This window comes from uncultured Shimia sp. (genome assembly GCF_947498095.1).
Lineage (GTDB): Bacteria > Pseudomonadota > Alphaproteobacteria > Rhodobacterales > Rhodobacteraceae > Shimia.
Genome location: NZ_CANMJE010000004.1, coordinates 63,299 through 77,381 on the forward strand (window position 1 = coordinate 63,299; position 14,083 = coordinate 77,381).

Here is a 14,083-nt window from a genome sequence, read left to right on the forward strand (position 1 = left end):
GAGCCAAAATGCCCGTCATTACCTGCATCGACGACCTGAAACGCATCTACCACCGCCGTGTGCCGCGCATGTTCTACGACTATGCCGAGTCAGGCAGTTGGACGGAGCAATCCTTTCGCGAGAACACCTCGGACTTTGACCAGATCTATCTGAAACAGCGTGTTGCCGTCGATATGACAGGCCGCTCGACCGCGACCCATATGATCGGTCAGGATGTGTCGATGCCGGTGGCGCTGGCGCCCGTGGGACTGACAGGGATGCAATGCGCCGATGGCGAGATCAAAGCGGCGCGCGCGGCTGAGAAATTCGGTGTGCCCTTTACGCTCTCGACCATGTCGATCAACTCAATCGAAGAGGTGGCCGAGGCGACGAGCAAACCCTTTTGGTTCCAGCTTTACACCATGCGCGACACGGATTACGTCAGCCGCCTGATCCAGCGCGCCAAAGACGCCAAATGTTCGGCGCTCGTGATTACGCTGGACCTGCAAATCTTGGGCCAACGCCACAAGGACCTGAAAAACGGCCTTTCAGCCCCGCCCAAACTGACCCTCTCGACCATTGCCAACCTGATGACCAAATGGAGCTGGGGCATTGAGATGCTTGGCGCCAAACGCCGCAACTTTGGCAATATCGTCGGCCACGTTGATGGGATTTCCGATGCCGCCGATCTCGGTGCCTGGACTAAGGAAAGCTTTGACCCGTCACTGGACTGGGCCAAGATCGCCAAGATCAAGGAAGAATGGGGCGGCCCGGTGATCCTCAAGGGTATTCTGGACGCCGAAGACGCCAAGATGGCGCTGAGTGTCGGGGCCGATGCGATCATCGTTTCAAACCACGGTGGACGGCAATTGGATGGCGCGCTGAGTTCCATCCGCGCCCTGCCCTCGATCCTTGAGGCCGTCGGCGATCAGGTCGAAGTGCATCTGGACAGCGGTATCCGCTCGGGCCAGGACGTGCTCAAGGCCGTCTCGATCGGCGCCAAGGGCACCTATATCGGACGCGCCTTTGTCTATGGGTTGGGCGCGATGGGCCAGAAAGGCGTGGAAACTGCGCTTGAGGTGATCCGCAACGAGCTGGACATCTCAATGGCGCTGTGCGGGCGCCGCCGGATTGAGGAATTGGACCGCGATATCCTGTTGATCCCCGAGGACTTTGAAGGGCGCTGGCAGGGTTGACACCCTTTGACTTGGCTGGCCTGTCGCGCGATAGTGCGGCAGGCAGGCAGGTGATTGGCAGTGTTGGTTTTTTTCAAACAGAATCTTACGTTCTTTTCGGTGCCCAAGACCGGAACCACAGCCTATTCCATGGCCATGAAACCGCATGCGGACATCATTTTCGGCAGACGCGTGAAACACATGACGGTGGGCAAATACCATTCCAAGTTTGCCCCCTTTTTACGCCGCACCTTTGATCTGACGCCGGAACGGTTCGCCGTGATGCGCGACCCGGTGGATCAGCTGCGCAGTTGGTACAAATACCGCAGTCGACGAAAGATCACCGACAGTGCCACCAGCACCCGCGGCGTCAGCTTTGATGAATTTGTGCTCGACGCAATCAGCGACACCCCCACGGTCAGCAAGGCAATCGGGTCACAGTACCGGTTCCTGTCAATCCGCGATGGCAGCGTGCCAGTGCACCACCTATTTGCCTACGAACAACAGGACCTGCTCAAGGGGTTTCTGGCGGATCGGTTCGAAGAAGACCTGACCTTTAAGGACAAGAATGTCTCGCCCGACATCCCGGCACCGATCTCTCCCGAGGTCGAGGCCAAACTGCGAGCAGCGAGACAGCAAGAGTTTGATCTTTATGCGCGAATTCGCGACGCAGGCGGGGTCTTGCGGGACTATCCCACGCCTTAAGATCTTTTTACGGCGATAACCCTGAAAAACTTGGGGCTTTTGCCGCGAATCCTCTTTCCAAACGTGACAGCTTGGGGTAAAGGCACGGCTTCACGCGGGGCTACAGCCTTGGAGGAGCCCCGCCCTTATCAAATTGGAGAATTCAAATGGCTGGACAGATCCCTGATCTTCACGCCGAAGTCCGGACGGGGACAGGCAAGGGCGCCGCTCGTCAAGCACGTCGTGCAGGCTTTGTACCTGGTGTTGTTTATGGCGGCGAAGCCGACCCGATGGCAATTCAGGTTCCTTTTAACGTATTGCTGAAAAAGCTGAAGAGTGGCCGCTTCTTGTCGACCCTCTTTAACCTGAAAGTCGAAGGCGAAGAGGACGTTCGCGTCATCTGCCGGAGCGTTCAGCGTGACGTTGTCAAAGACCTGCCGACCCACATCGACCTGCTGCGTCTGCGCCGCACATCGAAGATCGCTCTCTTCATCCACGTTGAGTTCATCAACGAAGAAGAAGCACCCGGCGTCAAAAAAGGCGGTGTTCTGACCGTTGTACGTCCCGAGGTTGAGCTGAGCGTGACCGCCGGTGACATCCCTGAAAAGATCGTTGTTGATCTGGCAGGTATGGAAGTGGGCGACATCGTGCACATTTCGGACGTAACTTTGCCGGACGGCGCAACGCCGACCATCGACCGTGACTTTGTCATCGCCAACATCTCGGCACCTTCGAGCCTGCGTTCTTCGGACAGCGAAGACGAAGAAGGTGGCGAAGAGGTCGAAGTCGCTGCAGAAGAAGAAGCCGAAGCAGAGGAATAATCCTCGCGCCTTCTGGCTGGCAACTGATTGGAAAACGCGGCCCTTCGGGGTCGCGTTTTTTGTTTGAGATCGCGGCCTTGTCTTACGACGCGAGATTGCACCGCGGGACCCACGATCTTATACATGTGACACAGACCTCAATCGGGCAGGACGCAATGAAACTCTTTGTAGGGCTGGGAAATCCCGGCGCGAAATATGCAGGCAACCGCCACAATGTCGGCTTCATGGCCGTTGAGCGCATTGCCGAAGAGCATGGCTTTGGCCCGTGGAAGTCCAAATTTCAGGGCACGATCAGCGAAGGTCGATTGGGCAGCGAAAAGGTTCTGCTGTTGCGCCCGGAAACCTTTATGAACCTCTCGGGCCAATCTGTTGGCGAGGCAATGCGGTTCTACAAACTCGACTCGGTGGACATCACTGTGTTTCACGACGAGCTGGACCTCGCGCCGGGCAAATGCCGGGCCAAGGCGGGCGGCGGCCATGCCGGGCACAACGGGTTGCGGTCGATCCACCAACACATCGGCCCGCATTACGACCGAGTACGTATCGGTGTGGGTCACCCGGGCCACAAGAACGCAGTCTCTGGCTATGTGCTACGTGATTTCTCAAAGGCCGATCAGGAATGGCTGGACGATCTGCTGCGTGGCATTGCCGACGGGGCGTCATATCTGGCCGACGGCGACAATAGCAAGTTCATGAACGCGGTTGCCTTGCGGGTGAAGCCGCCCCGCTCCTCGACCACCAAACCCAAAGAAAAACCCGCCGAGGCGCCCGCGCCCAAGGTTGAAACGCCACAGGAAGAGCCCCGCAGCGCCTTGCAAAAACTCGTGGACAAGTTTCGGTGAGCGACGCTGCCCTGAAAGCAACATTTCTGGAGCAAGCTGGCCATTGTGAAGGGCTGGACAGCCCCTTCATGGGGCGCCTGTTGCGTCTGCTGGCGGCGAACTGACCCGATAACACCGTTCTGGCACACAAGCTGGCTGACTGGCCCGGCGACATCGGCCCAATGGCCGACAGCCTGCCCTTGCGCGTTGCCGGTGGTCTGCATGCGCTGCGCCTCAGAGGGTTGGATACAGGGCTAGAGGCCACTTATCCCCCGGCTGACGTCAGCGATGCGGCTTTGTGGGACGCTGTAAGTACCGCCCTGCGCACCCATGACGTGTTTCTCTCTGAGTGGGTCACCCATGCCCCGCAAACCAACGAAGTGCGTCGTGCAGCGGCCCTGATCGCGGGCGCATCCCTGCTGGCCACGCGCTATGATTTACCCCTTAGACTGTCAGAACTTGGCGCCAGCGGCGGGTTGAACCTGATGTTCGATCGCTTTGGCCTGCGAACAGGCGAACAAAGATACGGCCCGGAGGATCCCGCCTTTACCCTTCATCCGGACTGGCACGGCCCCTGCCCGCAGCCTGCAGCGCTCAGTATCGTTGAGCGGCGTGGCGTCGATCTGAACCCGCTGGATGCCCATGACCCTGAGGGGGCACTGCGGCTGATGGCCTATCTCTGGCCGGATCAGGCCGAGCGGCTGGTCCGCATCAGCGCTGCCATCACCGTTCAGGATGCTCCGGTCGACAAGGCAGATGCCATCGACTGGTTGCAGGCCCGCCTTGCGCACGCACCGGGACAGATGCACCTGATCTATCACACGGTCGCGTGGCAGTATTTCCCGGCGGGCGCCCAAACCCGCGGCACAGACCTGATCGAAGCGGCAGGTGCAACGGCGACCGACCAATCCCCACTCGCATGGTTGCGCATGGAGACCGACGGCAGCGATCTGCCCGGAGCACACCTGTCCTTGCGTCTTTGGCCGCGTGATCTGCGGCTAAACCTGGGGCGGATCGATTTTCACGGACGCTGGGTTGACTGGCAAGGTCCGGATACGCTCACCTGACGTCACACTTGCCAAACACCACCGCGCAGGGTGCAATCGACATAAAACTAGGAGAGACAACACATGCGGACTTTTGGAAAGTGGCTGGGGCGCATCCTGCTGGCGCTGATCCTTGCGTTGGTTGCGGTCGGATTTTGGAAACGTACCGAGATCGAACAGCTTTACTCGGTTGTGACGCTTTATGACGAGGACAAGATCGTCGCCAATTTCTCTGGCATGGAGCACCTCTTTCCAACCCGCGAAGTCCCACGCGGCGAAGGCCCGGTCTCTGACCTGTCACAAGGCCCCGAGGCCACCCTGCCCGAAGCGGTTGGACCTTGGGTTGCGGAGCGCACCATCACCGGACTTGTCGTCTTGAAGGATGGCGCCTTGGTGCATGAATCCTATTACCAAGACACCACCGACACTGACCGTCGCATGTCATTCTCGGTCGCCAAATCATTCCTGTCGGCCCTGTTCGGGGTGATCGTGGCCGAAGGCCATATCGACTCGCTGGATGATCCGGTGGTGAAATACGCGACCTCGCTCAAGGGCGGCGCATATGACGGTGCCTCAATCCGCGATGTGCTGCAGATGTCCAGCGGCATCGTCTTTGACGAGGACTATCTGGATTTCAACTCTGACATCAACCGGATGAGCCGGGTTCTGGCCCTTGGTGGGTCAATGGATCAGTTCGCAGCCGGGCTGAAAGAGACCTTTATCGAACCCGGCACTCAATGGCAGTATGTGTCGATCGACACACATGTCCTCAGCATGGTGATCCGTGGTGCGACGGGCCGCAACATTGCTGGGCTCTTGTCGGAAAAGGTGGTCCAACCGTTAGGACTCGAGGCCAGCCCGCTTTACATCGTTGATGGCAACAACGTCGCCTTTGTGCTTGGCGGGTTGAACCTGCGCACCCGTGACTATGCCCGCTTTGGCCAGATGTTCCTGCAAAACGGTATGTATAACGGCGCTCAGGTCGTGCCCAACGATTGGGTTGTGAAAAGCACAATCCCCAGCGCCAAAACCGCTCCCGGCGCGCTGCAATACGGCTATCAGTGGTGGATGCCCAAAGACGCCCGCGAAGGCGAGTTCTTTGGCATCGGCATCTACGGCCAGTACATCTATGTCAACCGCCCGCTTGGCGTTGTCATTGCGATGAACTCAGCTGACCGACGGTTCAAGGAAGCCGGCATCACCGACGGCAATATCGCCATGTTCCGCCAGATTGCCGAGGCGCTCTAAGGCCGTGGGCTTGGCGGAATGCCCGACTGCCCCTAGATTGAAGGGGCAGATGTAAGGAGCATGGCCATGCAGATGGAGCCCTCGGTCAACGTGCTGGGAACAGCCCTGGAATCCTGTTCACGCGATCCGGTTACCGGATTCTTTCGCGATGGCCATTGCAACACCTGCTACGAAGATCAGGGCGTGCACACGGTATGCGCCGTGATGACGGCCGAGTTTCTGGCGTTCTCAAAATACGTGGGCAACGACCTGAGCACTCCTCAAACCGACTATGGGTTTCCGGGCCTGAAGCCGGGCGACCAATGGTGTCTCTGCGCCTCGCGGTTTTATCAGGCCCATGACGAAGGCTGCGCGCCAAAGGTGCGGCTGCAGGCGACGCATCAGAAAACCCTTGAGATCGTACCATTGGAGATCTTGCAGGAAAATGCCGCGAGGTAGCGCCCTAGTGGACCCGTGCTCCTTGCCGGTTCAACTCGGACTGGATTGAGGTGATCTCGATCTCTTCCAATTCACGATTGGATTTGATCGACAGGGCCGCCGCGACGCCTGCGCCCTGCCCGATCACCGCGCAACACGCCATGTTGCGGGTGGCGGCATGGGCATATTTTTCGCCTCCCGTCGCCCGACCCGACACCAACAGGTTCTTCACCTTTCCGGGCAAGAGGTTGCGATAGGGGATCTCAAAGTACCGCCCCGTGGTGGGCAGGATCAGAGTACCGTAGCCATCGATAAACTCCGGGAAGATGCCGATGGAATCCTCGAACCGTCCCTGCTCGCGCGCATCTTCATTGGTCATGATGTACTGCGTGGTCACCTTGCGCGTGTCTCGAATGCCGAGGGTCATACCAAAGTTTCGCAGCCGGATGTTCTCGCATCCCGGCGTGAAGGCCCGCAGCGCCTCAATCGCCAGCATGGCTTGACGCCGCCCTTCGATCTCATTTGCCGTCAGGTCGTCAGGGTCGGTGCCATCACAACCCGCCAAATGGATCAGGTTCATATAGGTCAGCTCGCCCGTGTCATGGGCCGCCCCCCATGTGCCAGCGATGGTGTTCAGATGCGGCGGGATCATGCCCGCCTCAATCGCTCGGGCAAAAGGCTTGTGCAGGAAAGGCGAGAACATCTCGTCCTCTTTACCAGTGGTTTCGATGTTCCATTCACCACCACCGCCCCAGTCTTTATAGGTCTGCGGGTCCGCTTTGACGCCTTGGATGAACCTGTCTTTGTCGATACCTGCGACATGAAACATCACCGAGGCCGCCATCAGATCTTCGCGTGGCGCCTTGGTTGTTGGCGCGCCGGCGCGGTGGGCAACGTCAGCGTCTCCGGTGGCATCGATCACCCGCTTGGCCAGAATCGCCTCGCGCCCGGCTTTGCTCTCGGTGATGATGCCAGTGATCATATCGCCTGCCATGATCGGCGCCACGAAAGACCGGTGCAACATGGGATGAATGCCTGCGTCTTCCACCATGCGGTCGGCGACCAGTTTGAACCCTTCACTGTCGATCTCATAACTCAGGGACTGGCTTTCAGGCACGGCGGCACCTGCTGCCTTGGCCGCCTCTTCGAACTCTCGTGCAATTCCATCGGATTCCACGGTTTGTTCGTGTCGATACCAATGCATGCCCTCAACCCCGACAACCGTGATGTTGCCCCCAAAACAGCCAAACCGTTCAACCAGGGTCACAGCCACACCTGCACGCGCCGCAGCCAGGGCGGCGGACAGGCCACCGGGCCCTGATCCGACGACCAGAACATCGGTTTCGTGGATCACATCAATGTCGCGGGCGGGTTCAGTAATCTTACGCATTGGCGCAGGTTGCATAGCGCCAGCATCCTGTTCAAGTAAAAATCAAACCCGGAAACTGCACCCTCTAACGGACAGCTCGAGCACCCACGCTTAGTCCGTTGCGCCCGAGACCGATAAACCGGTTCCATCAGGTGTGTTCAGGTCATTTGGATCCGGGATGGGGATCGTTTTGTCCTTCACAATGCGTCCGCTCTTAGGGTCAATCACTACAATTCGGACGTGCGTATCTGTGTAGCCATAAACCTTGTCCCGACCAAACAGGGTCTTTTTCAAACGGATCCAGATGGCGCCGTCATCAATCATCTCTTGCTGCATGGCCGCAACGGTGGTGGTCTCGGCCAAAGCCCGGATTGGCAACAGGCTCACGGCCAGACACAGAATAATCAGAACACGTTGGAACATATGGTCCCCTATTGGCCGGTGGGCCGTCAATCGATACTGCGGCCCTCGGTGTCGGACATATCGAAATTCAGGAACCGCGCCACGGTTTGAACGTCCTTGTCGCCGCGTCCGCACATGTTCATCACCAGCACATGGTCTTTGGGCAATGTCGGCGCAATTTTCATCACGTGGGCAAGAGCGTGGCAGGGTTCCAATGCGGGAATGATACCTTCTTGAGCGCAGCAGAATTGGAACGCTTCCAGCGCCTCTTTGTCGGTGATCGACACATATTGCGCGCGGCCTGTTTCATGCAGCCATGAATGCTCTGGCCCGATGCCCGGGTAATCCAGACCTGCCGAGATCGAATAGCCTTCGAGGATTTGCCCGTCGTCATCCTGCAACAGATAGGTGCGGTTGCCGTGCAGCACACCGGGGCGCCCACCGGTCAGCGAGGCGCAATGCTCCATGTCGTCGTTAACACCCTTGCCGCCGGCCTCAACGCCGATGATGTTCACTGAAGGATCGTCAAGGAAAGGGTGGAACAGCCCCATCGCGTTCGACCCACCGCCGATCGCGGCGATCACGGTGTCAGGCAAGGCGCCTTCCCCTTCATACTCAGGGAGTTGCTCTTTCACTTCCTTGCCGATGATCGACTGGAAATCACGCACCATCGCGGGATAAGGGTGCGGCCCCGCCACTGTGCCAATGCAATAAAAGGTATCGCGCACATTGGTCACCCAATCGCGCAGCGCGTCATTCATGGCGTCCTTGAGCGTGCCACGGCCAGAGGTCACCGGGATCACCTCGGCGCCTAAAAGGCGCATGCGGAACACGTTGGGGGCCTGACGCTGCACATCATGTGCACCCATGTAGACAATGCATTTGAGGCCAAACTTGGCGCAGACCGTGGCCGTTGCCACGCCATGCTGCCCGGCGCCGGTTTCGGCGATAATCCTGGTCTTACCCATGCGGCGCGCCAGAATGATCTGACCCAGCACGTTGTTGATCTTGTGGGCACCTGTGTGGTTCAGTTCGTCCCGCTTCAGGTAAATCTTGGCGCCACCTAATGTTTCGGTCGTGCGCTCGGCGAAATATAGCGGGCTGGGGCGTCCAACGTAGTTTTTCCAAAGATCGTCCATCTCGGCCCAGAAGGTCGGGTCGGTCTTGGCCTTTTCATATTCGGCCTCAAGATCCAGGATCAGCGGCATCAGGGTTTCCGAGACAAAGCGCCCGCCAAAATCCCCAAACCGGCCCTTTTCATCGGGACCATTCATAAAGCTGTTGAACAGATCATCGGCCATGTCGTCGCCTTTCCTTTTCACTGAACTTACCTAGAACGCAGGACAGGACTCGGCAAGCGTAAAGCGTCGCGAAAGCACGCCTTAGCGCAGGATTGGAGCACCTTTGCTCACGCCCTTGGCCGCGTCGACAAAAGCCCGGATCAGGGCGGCGTCCTTAACCCCCGGCGCGCTTTCCACACCCGAAGCGACATCGACCTGACGTGCCCCGGTCATGCGTATCGCCTCCGCCACATTATCCGGGGTCAATCCCCCGGCCAGCATCCAAGGACAGGGCCAGTACTTGCGGTTCACCAACCGCCAATCAAAGGCCAGACCGTTGCCGCCGGGCAGCACGGCATTCTTGGGCGGTTTGGCATCGACCAGAAGTTGATCCGCAACCGCACCATAAGTGGCGATCTGCGTCAGGTCCGCCTCATCCGCGATACCGATGGCCTTGATGATCGGCAACCCATAGCGGTGCTTGATCTCGGCCACGCGCTCGGGTGTTTCGCGGCCGTGCAACTGCAACATATCCAGCGGCACCTCGCCGGTGATCCGGTCCAACGTCTCGTCATCGGCGTTCACCACAAGGCCAACCTTGGCCAGCCCCACGGGTGCTGCCAATGCCAGATCTCGGGCCAGTGCCACATCAGCAAAACGCGGCGACTTGGGGAAAAAGTTAAAGCCGGCATAATGCGCTCCGGCCTCGGCCACGGCCGCCACCTGATCCAACGCGGTCAGCCCGCATACTTTCACCCGAATATCCATGCCATCCCCATAAAGACGCAAAGGCAGGAACGCAAACGCCCCTGCCCTTTCAAAGATCAAAAAACTGTAGAGCGACGCAGGCGTCAGGAGGCCTCGTCCAGAATGGCAAGAACGTCGTCTTGCTTGGCCTCACCCCCGCCTTTGATCCGACGGATTTCGCGCTGGGTCTGTTTCAACTCGCGCTGGGTGCGGTTCTTTTCCGAGCGGTGCTTGTGCTCACGCAGCCACTCCCAGACAAAACCAATCAACAGCCCGACCGCCACGCTCATCAAAATCACGATGAACAGCGGTAAAGAGATGGAGTGGTTCAGGCCCAGAAGATCCGAAAGCGCATCAGGAAACAGCTTGAGATGAACAAAACCGCGATTGGCCATTGCCACCGAGATCAGGGCAATGCCCACCACCGCCCAAAAGGCATAGCGAATGTAGCGCATAAGTTACTTTCCGTTGAGACGGTCGCGCAGCAGCTTTCCGGTCTTAAAGAAGGGCACGTGCTTTTCCTCGACTTCAACGCTTTCGCCGGTGCGGGGATTGCGCCCCACCCGTGCATCACGCTTCTTGACCGAGAACGCCCCGAAACCGCGCAACTCGACGCGGTCGCCGCGAGACATGGCGTCTGTGATTTCGTCAAAGATCGTATTTACGATCCGCTCAACATCCCGTTGATAGAGATGAGGATTTTCATCGGCGATTTTTTGAATGAGTTCCGAACGGATCATGTTTTTTTGTCTCCCTGGGCGTGCATGTCTTATCGCTTGCATCCAAGCAACTATAAGAACAATCCCGCAGAACGGAAACATTTTGAGGCCCTTAGCAGAAAAATTCCTGCGTGAATCGGTCGGAATCCGGGTTTTCAGCGAAACTTCGCCTGTCTTTGGCGCAAGAGTTCAGCCCCAAAGCCGTTGTGCCGCGTCGCAGAGAAATTGTTGATTCGGAATGAGAATCTGACCTTGGGGCGCGTGACCTTAGCTTCGCAGCGCTGGTAAACCGACGCCGGTGGCCTGAAATCCACCATCCGCAGCCAGCACCTGACCCGTGATATAGCTGGCCTGAGGCGAGCACAGGAATGCGATCGCTTCGGCGATTTCGCCCTCACTCCCATAACGGTTCAAAGGGATGGCGTCGTGATAGGCATCAATGATGTCCTGCGTGTGCACCGCCATCGCCAGTTTGGTCCGTACCGGCCCCGGCGCGACACAATTGGCGCGAATGCCGTACTCTCCCAACTCGGCCGCCTGCTGCAACGTCAGGTGCACCACAGCCGCCTTGGAGGTGCCATAGGCCACCCGCAACGTCGACGCCCGCAACCCAGAGATTGATGCGATATTGACGATGGCGCCCTGACTGCTTTTGAGCAGCGGGGTCGCGGCCTGCGAACACAAGAAAGTGCCATCGAGGTTCGTTGCCATGACCTCGCGCCAACGCTGGAAATCGGTCTCGGCGATGGGGCCAAAGTCAGCCACACCGGCATTGTTGACCAAGGCATCCAAGCGCCCGTGGTGACTGCGCAAGTCGGCAAAGGCCCGGGTGACCTGTTCGGGGTCCGAAATGTCGTAAGGTAGCGCGAAACTGTCTTCGACCTCGCGCACGGCCGCCATTAGGGCCTCGCGGTCACGATCCAGCATTCCGATGGCCCAGCCGTCCGATTGCAACCGCTTGGCTGTTGCCAGTCCGATCCCGCGAGCCGCACCCGTCACCAACGCCACTTTTTTGCTCATCCTAGCCTCGCTCTTCATTTCAACCGCGTCTAAGAGACTTCGGCTTCTGCTTCTATTGCGATCTCGCGCCGCACTTCGAGGCCGGTGATCCGTGTCATCACAAAGGGCCCACTGAACGGCACGCCCGGATTATTGATGCGCCATTGCCCCTCAATCCGTTTGCCACCTGCGGACACGTGACCGGTATAGTGAATTGGATACTCCCCTCCTCGGGGACTGCCCAGATAGGCCTTGCGAAAGTGCACTTCCATCCCACTGCGGGTTCCGCTGAGTTCTGCGATCAGCTCTGGCCCTGCGCCCGGCGCAAAGCTGTTGGGTTCCTGCGTCTTCCCCCAGACCACCCCGCCAACATCTATCAGCGTCGCCGTGAACGTCACCGCATCCTGGGCCTCAAGCCCATAGTCAAACACACCGGTCCAGTCACCACTCAGATCCATGACTGCAGTTTTCACCGGGGGGCGCGAACCGTCAATCCCACAAAAAAAGGCCCCCGCATTTGCGAGGGCCTTTTCTGATGTCTTGGTGCGAGGTTTACTCGTCGCCGGACTTGAGCGCTGCGCCCAGGATATCGCCGAGCGACGCACCGGAGTCCGAAGAGCCATACTGTTCGACGGCTTCTTTTTCTTCGGCGATCTCGCGCGCTTTGATCGACAGACCCAGACGGCGGGTCTTGCTGTCCACGTTGGTGACACGAACGTCGATCTTGTTGCCGACCGAGAAACGCTCTGGGCGCTGCTCTGCACGGTCACGCGACAGGTCGGAACGACGGATGAACGATTTCATGCCTTCGTATTCGACTTCAACGCCGCCATCTTCGATGGCTGTGACTTCAACAGTGATGATCGAACCACGCTTCACGCCGCCAACGGCTTCGGCGAACTTGTCGCCGCCCAGCGCTTTGATCGAGAGCGAGATACGCTCTTTATCAACGTCGACTTCCGATACAACGGCCTGAACCACGTCGCCTTTGCGGTAGTTCTGGATCGCGTCTTCGCCACGCTCGTCCCACGAGATGTCGGAGAGGTGAACCATGCCGTCGATCTCGCCGTCGAGGCCAATGAACAGACCAAATTCGGTGATGTTCTTGACTTCGCCTTCGACCTCGGTGCCCTCGGGGTGTGTTTCTGCAAACACTTCCCATGGGTTGCGCATGGTCTGTTTGAGACCCAGCGACACGCGGCGCTTGGCGCTGTCGATTTCCAGCACCATGACTTCGACTTCTTGCGAGGTCGAGACGATCTTGCCGGGGTGAACGTTCTTTTTGGTCCAGGACATTTCCGAGACGTGCACCAGACCTTCAACGCCGGGCTCCAGCTCAACAAAGGCACCGTAGTCGGTGATGTTGGTGACGCGACCGGTGTGTGTCGATTCCAGTGGGTACTTGGCAGCCACCAGATCCCAAGGATCGTCTTGCAGTTGCTTCATGCCCAGCGAAATGCGGTGGGTTTCCTTGTTGATCTTGATGACCTGTACGTTGACAGTCTCACCGATCGACAGGATTTCCGAAGGATGGTTCACACGGCGCCATGCCATGTCGGTGACGTGCAACAGCCCGTCAACACCGCCGAGGTCAACAAACGCACCGTATTCGGTGATGTTCTTGACCACACCTTCCACGGCCTGACCTTCCGAGAGGTTGCCGATAACTTCGGCGCGCTGTTCGGCGCGGCTCTCTTCGAGGATGGCGCGACGCGAAACAACGATGTTGCCACGGCGACGGTCCATTTTCAGGATTTGGAACGGCTGCTTCAGACCCATCAGAGGGCCAGCGTCGCGCACAGGGCGTACGTCAACTTGCGAACCGGGCAAGAAGGCCACGGCACCGCCGAGGTCGACAGTAAAGCCACCTTTGACGCGACCAAAGATTGCGCCTTCGACGCGGGCGTCGTCTGCGTAAGCTTTTTCCAGGCGATCCCAGGCTTCTTCACGACGAGCCATCTCACGCGAGATAACCGCTTCGCCACGGGCGTTTTCAGCCGCGCGCAGGAAGACTTCCACTTCGTCGCCAACGGCGATTTCAGGAGCTTCGCCAGGGTTTGCGAATTCTTTCAGATCAACGCGGCCTTCCATTTTGTAGCCGACGTCGATGATGGCCTGTCCCGCTTCAACTGCGATGACTTTGCCTTTGACAACCGAACCTTCGTTCGGGGTGTCCATTTCGAAGCTTTCATTCAGGAGGGCTTCGAATTCCTCCATCGATGTGTTTTGAGCCATGAGGTCTCAGGTTCCTTTACAAACATTTTTTCGGGCCGCGCGGTTGTCTCCGCCGGTCTTGGTTTCGTTATGTCCCGGGCCGTTTGACCAAGAAAACGAGTGTGGTGTCACAAACAAACAATTAGGGCCAAAGGATTTCCC

16 protein-coding genes are annotated in these 14,083 nt (G+C 58.4%); 7 read left to right on the plus strand and 9 right to left on the minus strand.

Annotation, left to right across the window (positions count from 1 at the left end; translation table 11 throughout):
• Window positions 1-8: 8 nt before the first annotated feature.
• The 7 genes from Q0932_RS09090 to Q0932_RS09120 all read left to right on the plus strand — a co-directional run bounded on the left by Q0932_RS09090 (window position 9) and on the right by Q0932_RS09120 (window position 6,212).
• On the plus strand, window positions 9-1,175 hold the full coding sequence (locus tag Q0932_RS09090) for an alpha-hydroxy acid oxidase (protein ID WP_299351589.1): 1,167 nt from the start codon (window positions 9-11) through the stop codon (window positions 1,173-1,175).
• A 60-nt stretch (window positions 1,176-1,235) separates the two neighbouring features.
• Entirely contained in the window at window positions 1,236-1,859 is a 624-nt protein-coding gene (locus Q0932_RS09095; RefSeq protein ID WP_299351591.1) for a sulfotransferase family 2 domain-containing protein, read from the plus strand.
• Window positions 1,860-2,005: 146 nt separating this feature from the next.
• Window positions 2,006-2,659, plus strand: a complete 654-nt coding sequence (locus tag Q0932_RS09100; protein WP_299351593.1) for a 50S ribosomal protein L25/general stress protein Ctc — start codon at window positions 2,006-2,008, stop codon at window positions 2,657-2,659.
• Window positions 2,660-2,814: 155 nt separating this feature from the next.
• Entirely contained in the window at window positions 2,815-3,501 is a 687-nt protein-coding gene (gene pth / locus Q0932_RS09105) for an aminoacyl-tRNA hydrolase (protein ID WP_299351595.1), read from the plus strand.
• A 161-nt stretch (window positions 3,502-3,662) separates the two neighbouring features.
• The gene (locus Q0932_RS09110) at window positions 3,663-4,547 is read left to right on the plus strand and encodes a DUF2332 family protein (protein WP_366141399.1); all 885 of its coding nucleotides are present in this window, start codon (window positions 3,663-3,665) and stop codon (window positions 4,545-4,547) included.
• Window positions 4,548-4,610: 63 nt separating this feature from the next.
• Window positions 4,611-5,774 (plus strand): serine hydrolase, encoded by a 1,164-nt coding sequence (locus tag Q0932_RS09115; protein ID WP_299351597.1) that lies wholly within the window; start codon window positions 4,611-4,613, stop codon window positions 5,772-5,774.
• A 66-nt stretch (window positions 5,775-5,840) separates the two neighbouring features.
• Window positions 5,841-6,212, plus strand: coding sequence for a DUF2237 domain-containing protein (locus Q0932_RS09120; RefSeq protein WP_299351599.1), 372 nt, complete (start codon window positions 5,841-5,843; stop codon window positions 6,210-6,212).
• Window positions 6,213-6,216: 4 nt separating this feature from the next.
• On the opposite strand, the gene Q0932_RS09125 is transcribed toward Q0932_RS09120, so the two are convergent.
• The 9 genes from Q0932_RS09125 to rpsA all read right to left on the minus strand — a co-directional run bounded on the left by Q0932_RS09125 (window position 6,217) and on the right by rpsA (window position 13,942).
• Window positions 6,217-7,581: an FAD-dependent oxidoreductase gene (locus Q0932_RS09125; protein ID WP_299351980.1), complete on the minus strand. Its 1,365-nt coding sequence runs from the start codon at window positions 7,579-7,581 to the stop codon at window positions 6,217-6,219.
• Between the two features lie 90 nt (window positions 7,582-7,671).
• Window positions 7,672-7,983, minus strand: a complete 312-nt coding sequence (locus tag Q0932_RS09130; protein ID WP_299351600.1) for a hypothetical protein — start codon at window positions 7,981-7,983, stop codon at window positions 7,672-7,674.
• A 26-nt stretch (window positions 7,984-8,009) separates the two neighbouring features.
• Entirely contained in the window at window positions 8,010-9,263 is a 1,254-nt protein-coding gene (gene trpB / locus Q0932_RS09135; protein WP_299351602.1) for a tryptophan synthase subunit beta, read from the minus strand.
• A gap of 81 nt (window positions 9,264-9,344) precedes the next feature.
• Window positions 9,345-10,010: a phosphoribosylanthranilate isomerase gene (locus Q0932_RS09140; protein WP_299351604.1), complete on the minus strand. Its 666-nt coding sequence runs from the start codon at window positions 10,008-10,010 to the stop codon at window positions 9,345-9,347.
• Between the two features lie 83 nt (window positions 10,011-10,093).
• Window positions 10,094-10,444 (minus strand): LapA family protein, encoded by a 351-nt coding sequence (locus Q0932_RS09145; RefSeq protein WP_299351606.1) that lies wholly within the window; start codon window positions 10,442-10,444, stop codon window positions 10,094-10,096.
• 3 nt (window positions 10,445-10,447) lie between these two features.
• The gene (gene ihfB, locus Q0932_RS09150; RefSeq protein WP_299351608.1) at window positions 10,448-10,771 is read right to left on the minus strand and encodes an integration host factor subunit beta; all 324 of its coding nucleotides are present in this window, start codon (window positions 10,769-10,771) and stop codon (window positions 10,448-10,450) included.
• Window positions 10,772-10,975: 204 nt separating this feature from the next.
• Window positions 10,976-11,728, minus strand: coding sequence for an SDR family oxidoreductase (locus Q0932_RS09155; RefSeq protein ID WP_299351610.1), 753 nt, complete (start codon window positions 11,726-11,728; stop codon window positions 10,976-10,978).
• Between the two features lie 29 nt (window positions 11,729-11,757).
• Window positions 11,758-12,180, minus strand: coding sequence for a hypothetical protein (locus tag Q0932_RS09160; protein WP_299351612.1), 423 nt, complete (start codon window positions 12,178-12,180; stop codon window positions 11,758-11,760).
• 79 nt (window positions 12,181-12,259) lie between these two features.
• Window positions 12,260-13,942, minus strand: coding sequence for a 30S ribosomal protein S1 (gene rpsA / locus Q0932_RS09165; RefSeq protein WP_299351614.1), 1,683 nt, complete (start codon window positions 13,940-13,942; stop codon window positions 12,260-12,262).
• Window positions 13,943-14,083 lie beyond the last annotated feature (141 nt).

Coding starts and splice junctions, on each gene's coding strand:
- Q0932_RS09120 (WP_299351599.1), top strand. CDS start 5,841: ATGCAGATGGAGCCCTCGGTCAACGTGCTGGGAACAGCCCTGGAATCC.
- rpsA (WP_299351614.1), bottom strand. CDS start 13,942: ATGGCTCAAAACACATCGATGGAGGAATTCGAAGCCCTCCTGAATGAA.
- Q0932_RS09155 (WP_299351610.1), bottom strand. CDS start 11,728: ATGAGCAAAAAAGTGGCGTTGGTGACGGGTGCGGCTCGCGGGATCGGA.
- Q0932_RS09090 (WP_299351589.1), top strand. CDS start 9: ATGCCCGTCATTACCTGCATCGACGACCTGAAACGCATCTACCACCGC.
- ihfB (WP_299351608.1), bottom strand. CDS start 10,771: ATGCAAGCGATAAGACATGCACGCCCAGGGAGACAAAAAAACATGATC.
- Q0932_RS09145 (WP_299351606.1), bottom strand. CDS start 10,444: ATGCGCTACATTCGCTATGCCTTTTGGGCGGTGGTGGGCATTGCCCTG.
- Q0932_RS09115 (WP_299351597.1), top strand. CDS start 4,611: ATGCGGACTTTTGGAAAGTGGCTGGGGCGCATCCTGCTGGCGCTGATC.
- Q0932_RS09125 (WP_299351980.1), bottom strand. CDS start 7,581: ATGCGTAAGATTACTGAACCCGCCCGCGACATTGATGTGATCCACGAA.
- trpB (WP_299351602.1), bottom strand. CDS start 9,263: ATGGCCGATGATCTGTTCAACAGCTTTATGAATGGTCCCGATGAAAAG.
- pth (WP_299351595.1), top strand. CDS start 2,815: ATGAAACTCTTTGTAGGGCTGGGAAATCCCGGCGCGAAATATGCAGGC.
- Q0932_RS09110 (WP_366141399.1), top strand. CDS start 3,663: ATGGCCGACAGCCTGCCCTTGCGCGTTGCCGGTGGTCTGCATGCGCTG.
- Q0932_RS09100 (WP_299351593.1), top strand. CDS start 2,006: ATGGCTGGACAGATCCCTGATCTTCACGCCGAAGTCCGGACGGGGACA.
- Q0932_RS09130 (WP_299351600.1), bottom strand. CDS start 7,983: ATGTTCCAACGTGTTCTGATTATTCTGTGTCTGGCCGTGAGCCTGTTG.
- Q0932_RS09140 (WP_299351604.1), bottom strand. CDS start 10,010: ATGGATATTCGGGTGAAAGTATGCGGGCTGACCGCGTTGGATCAGGTG.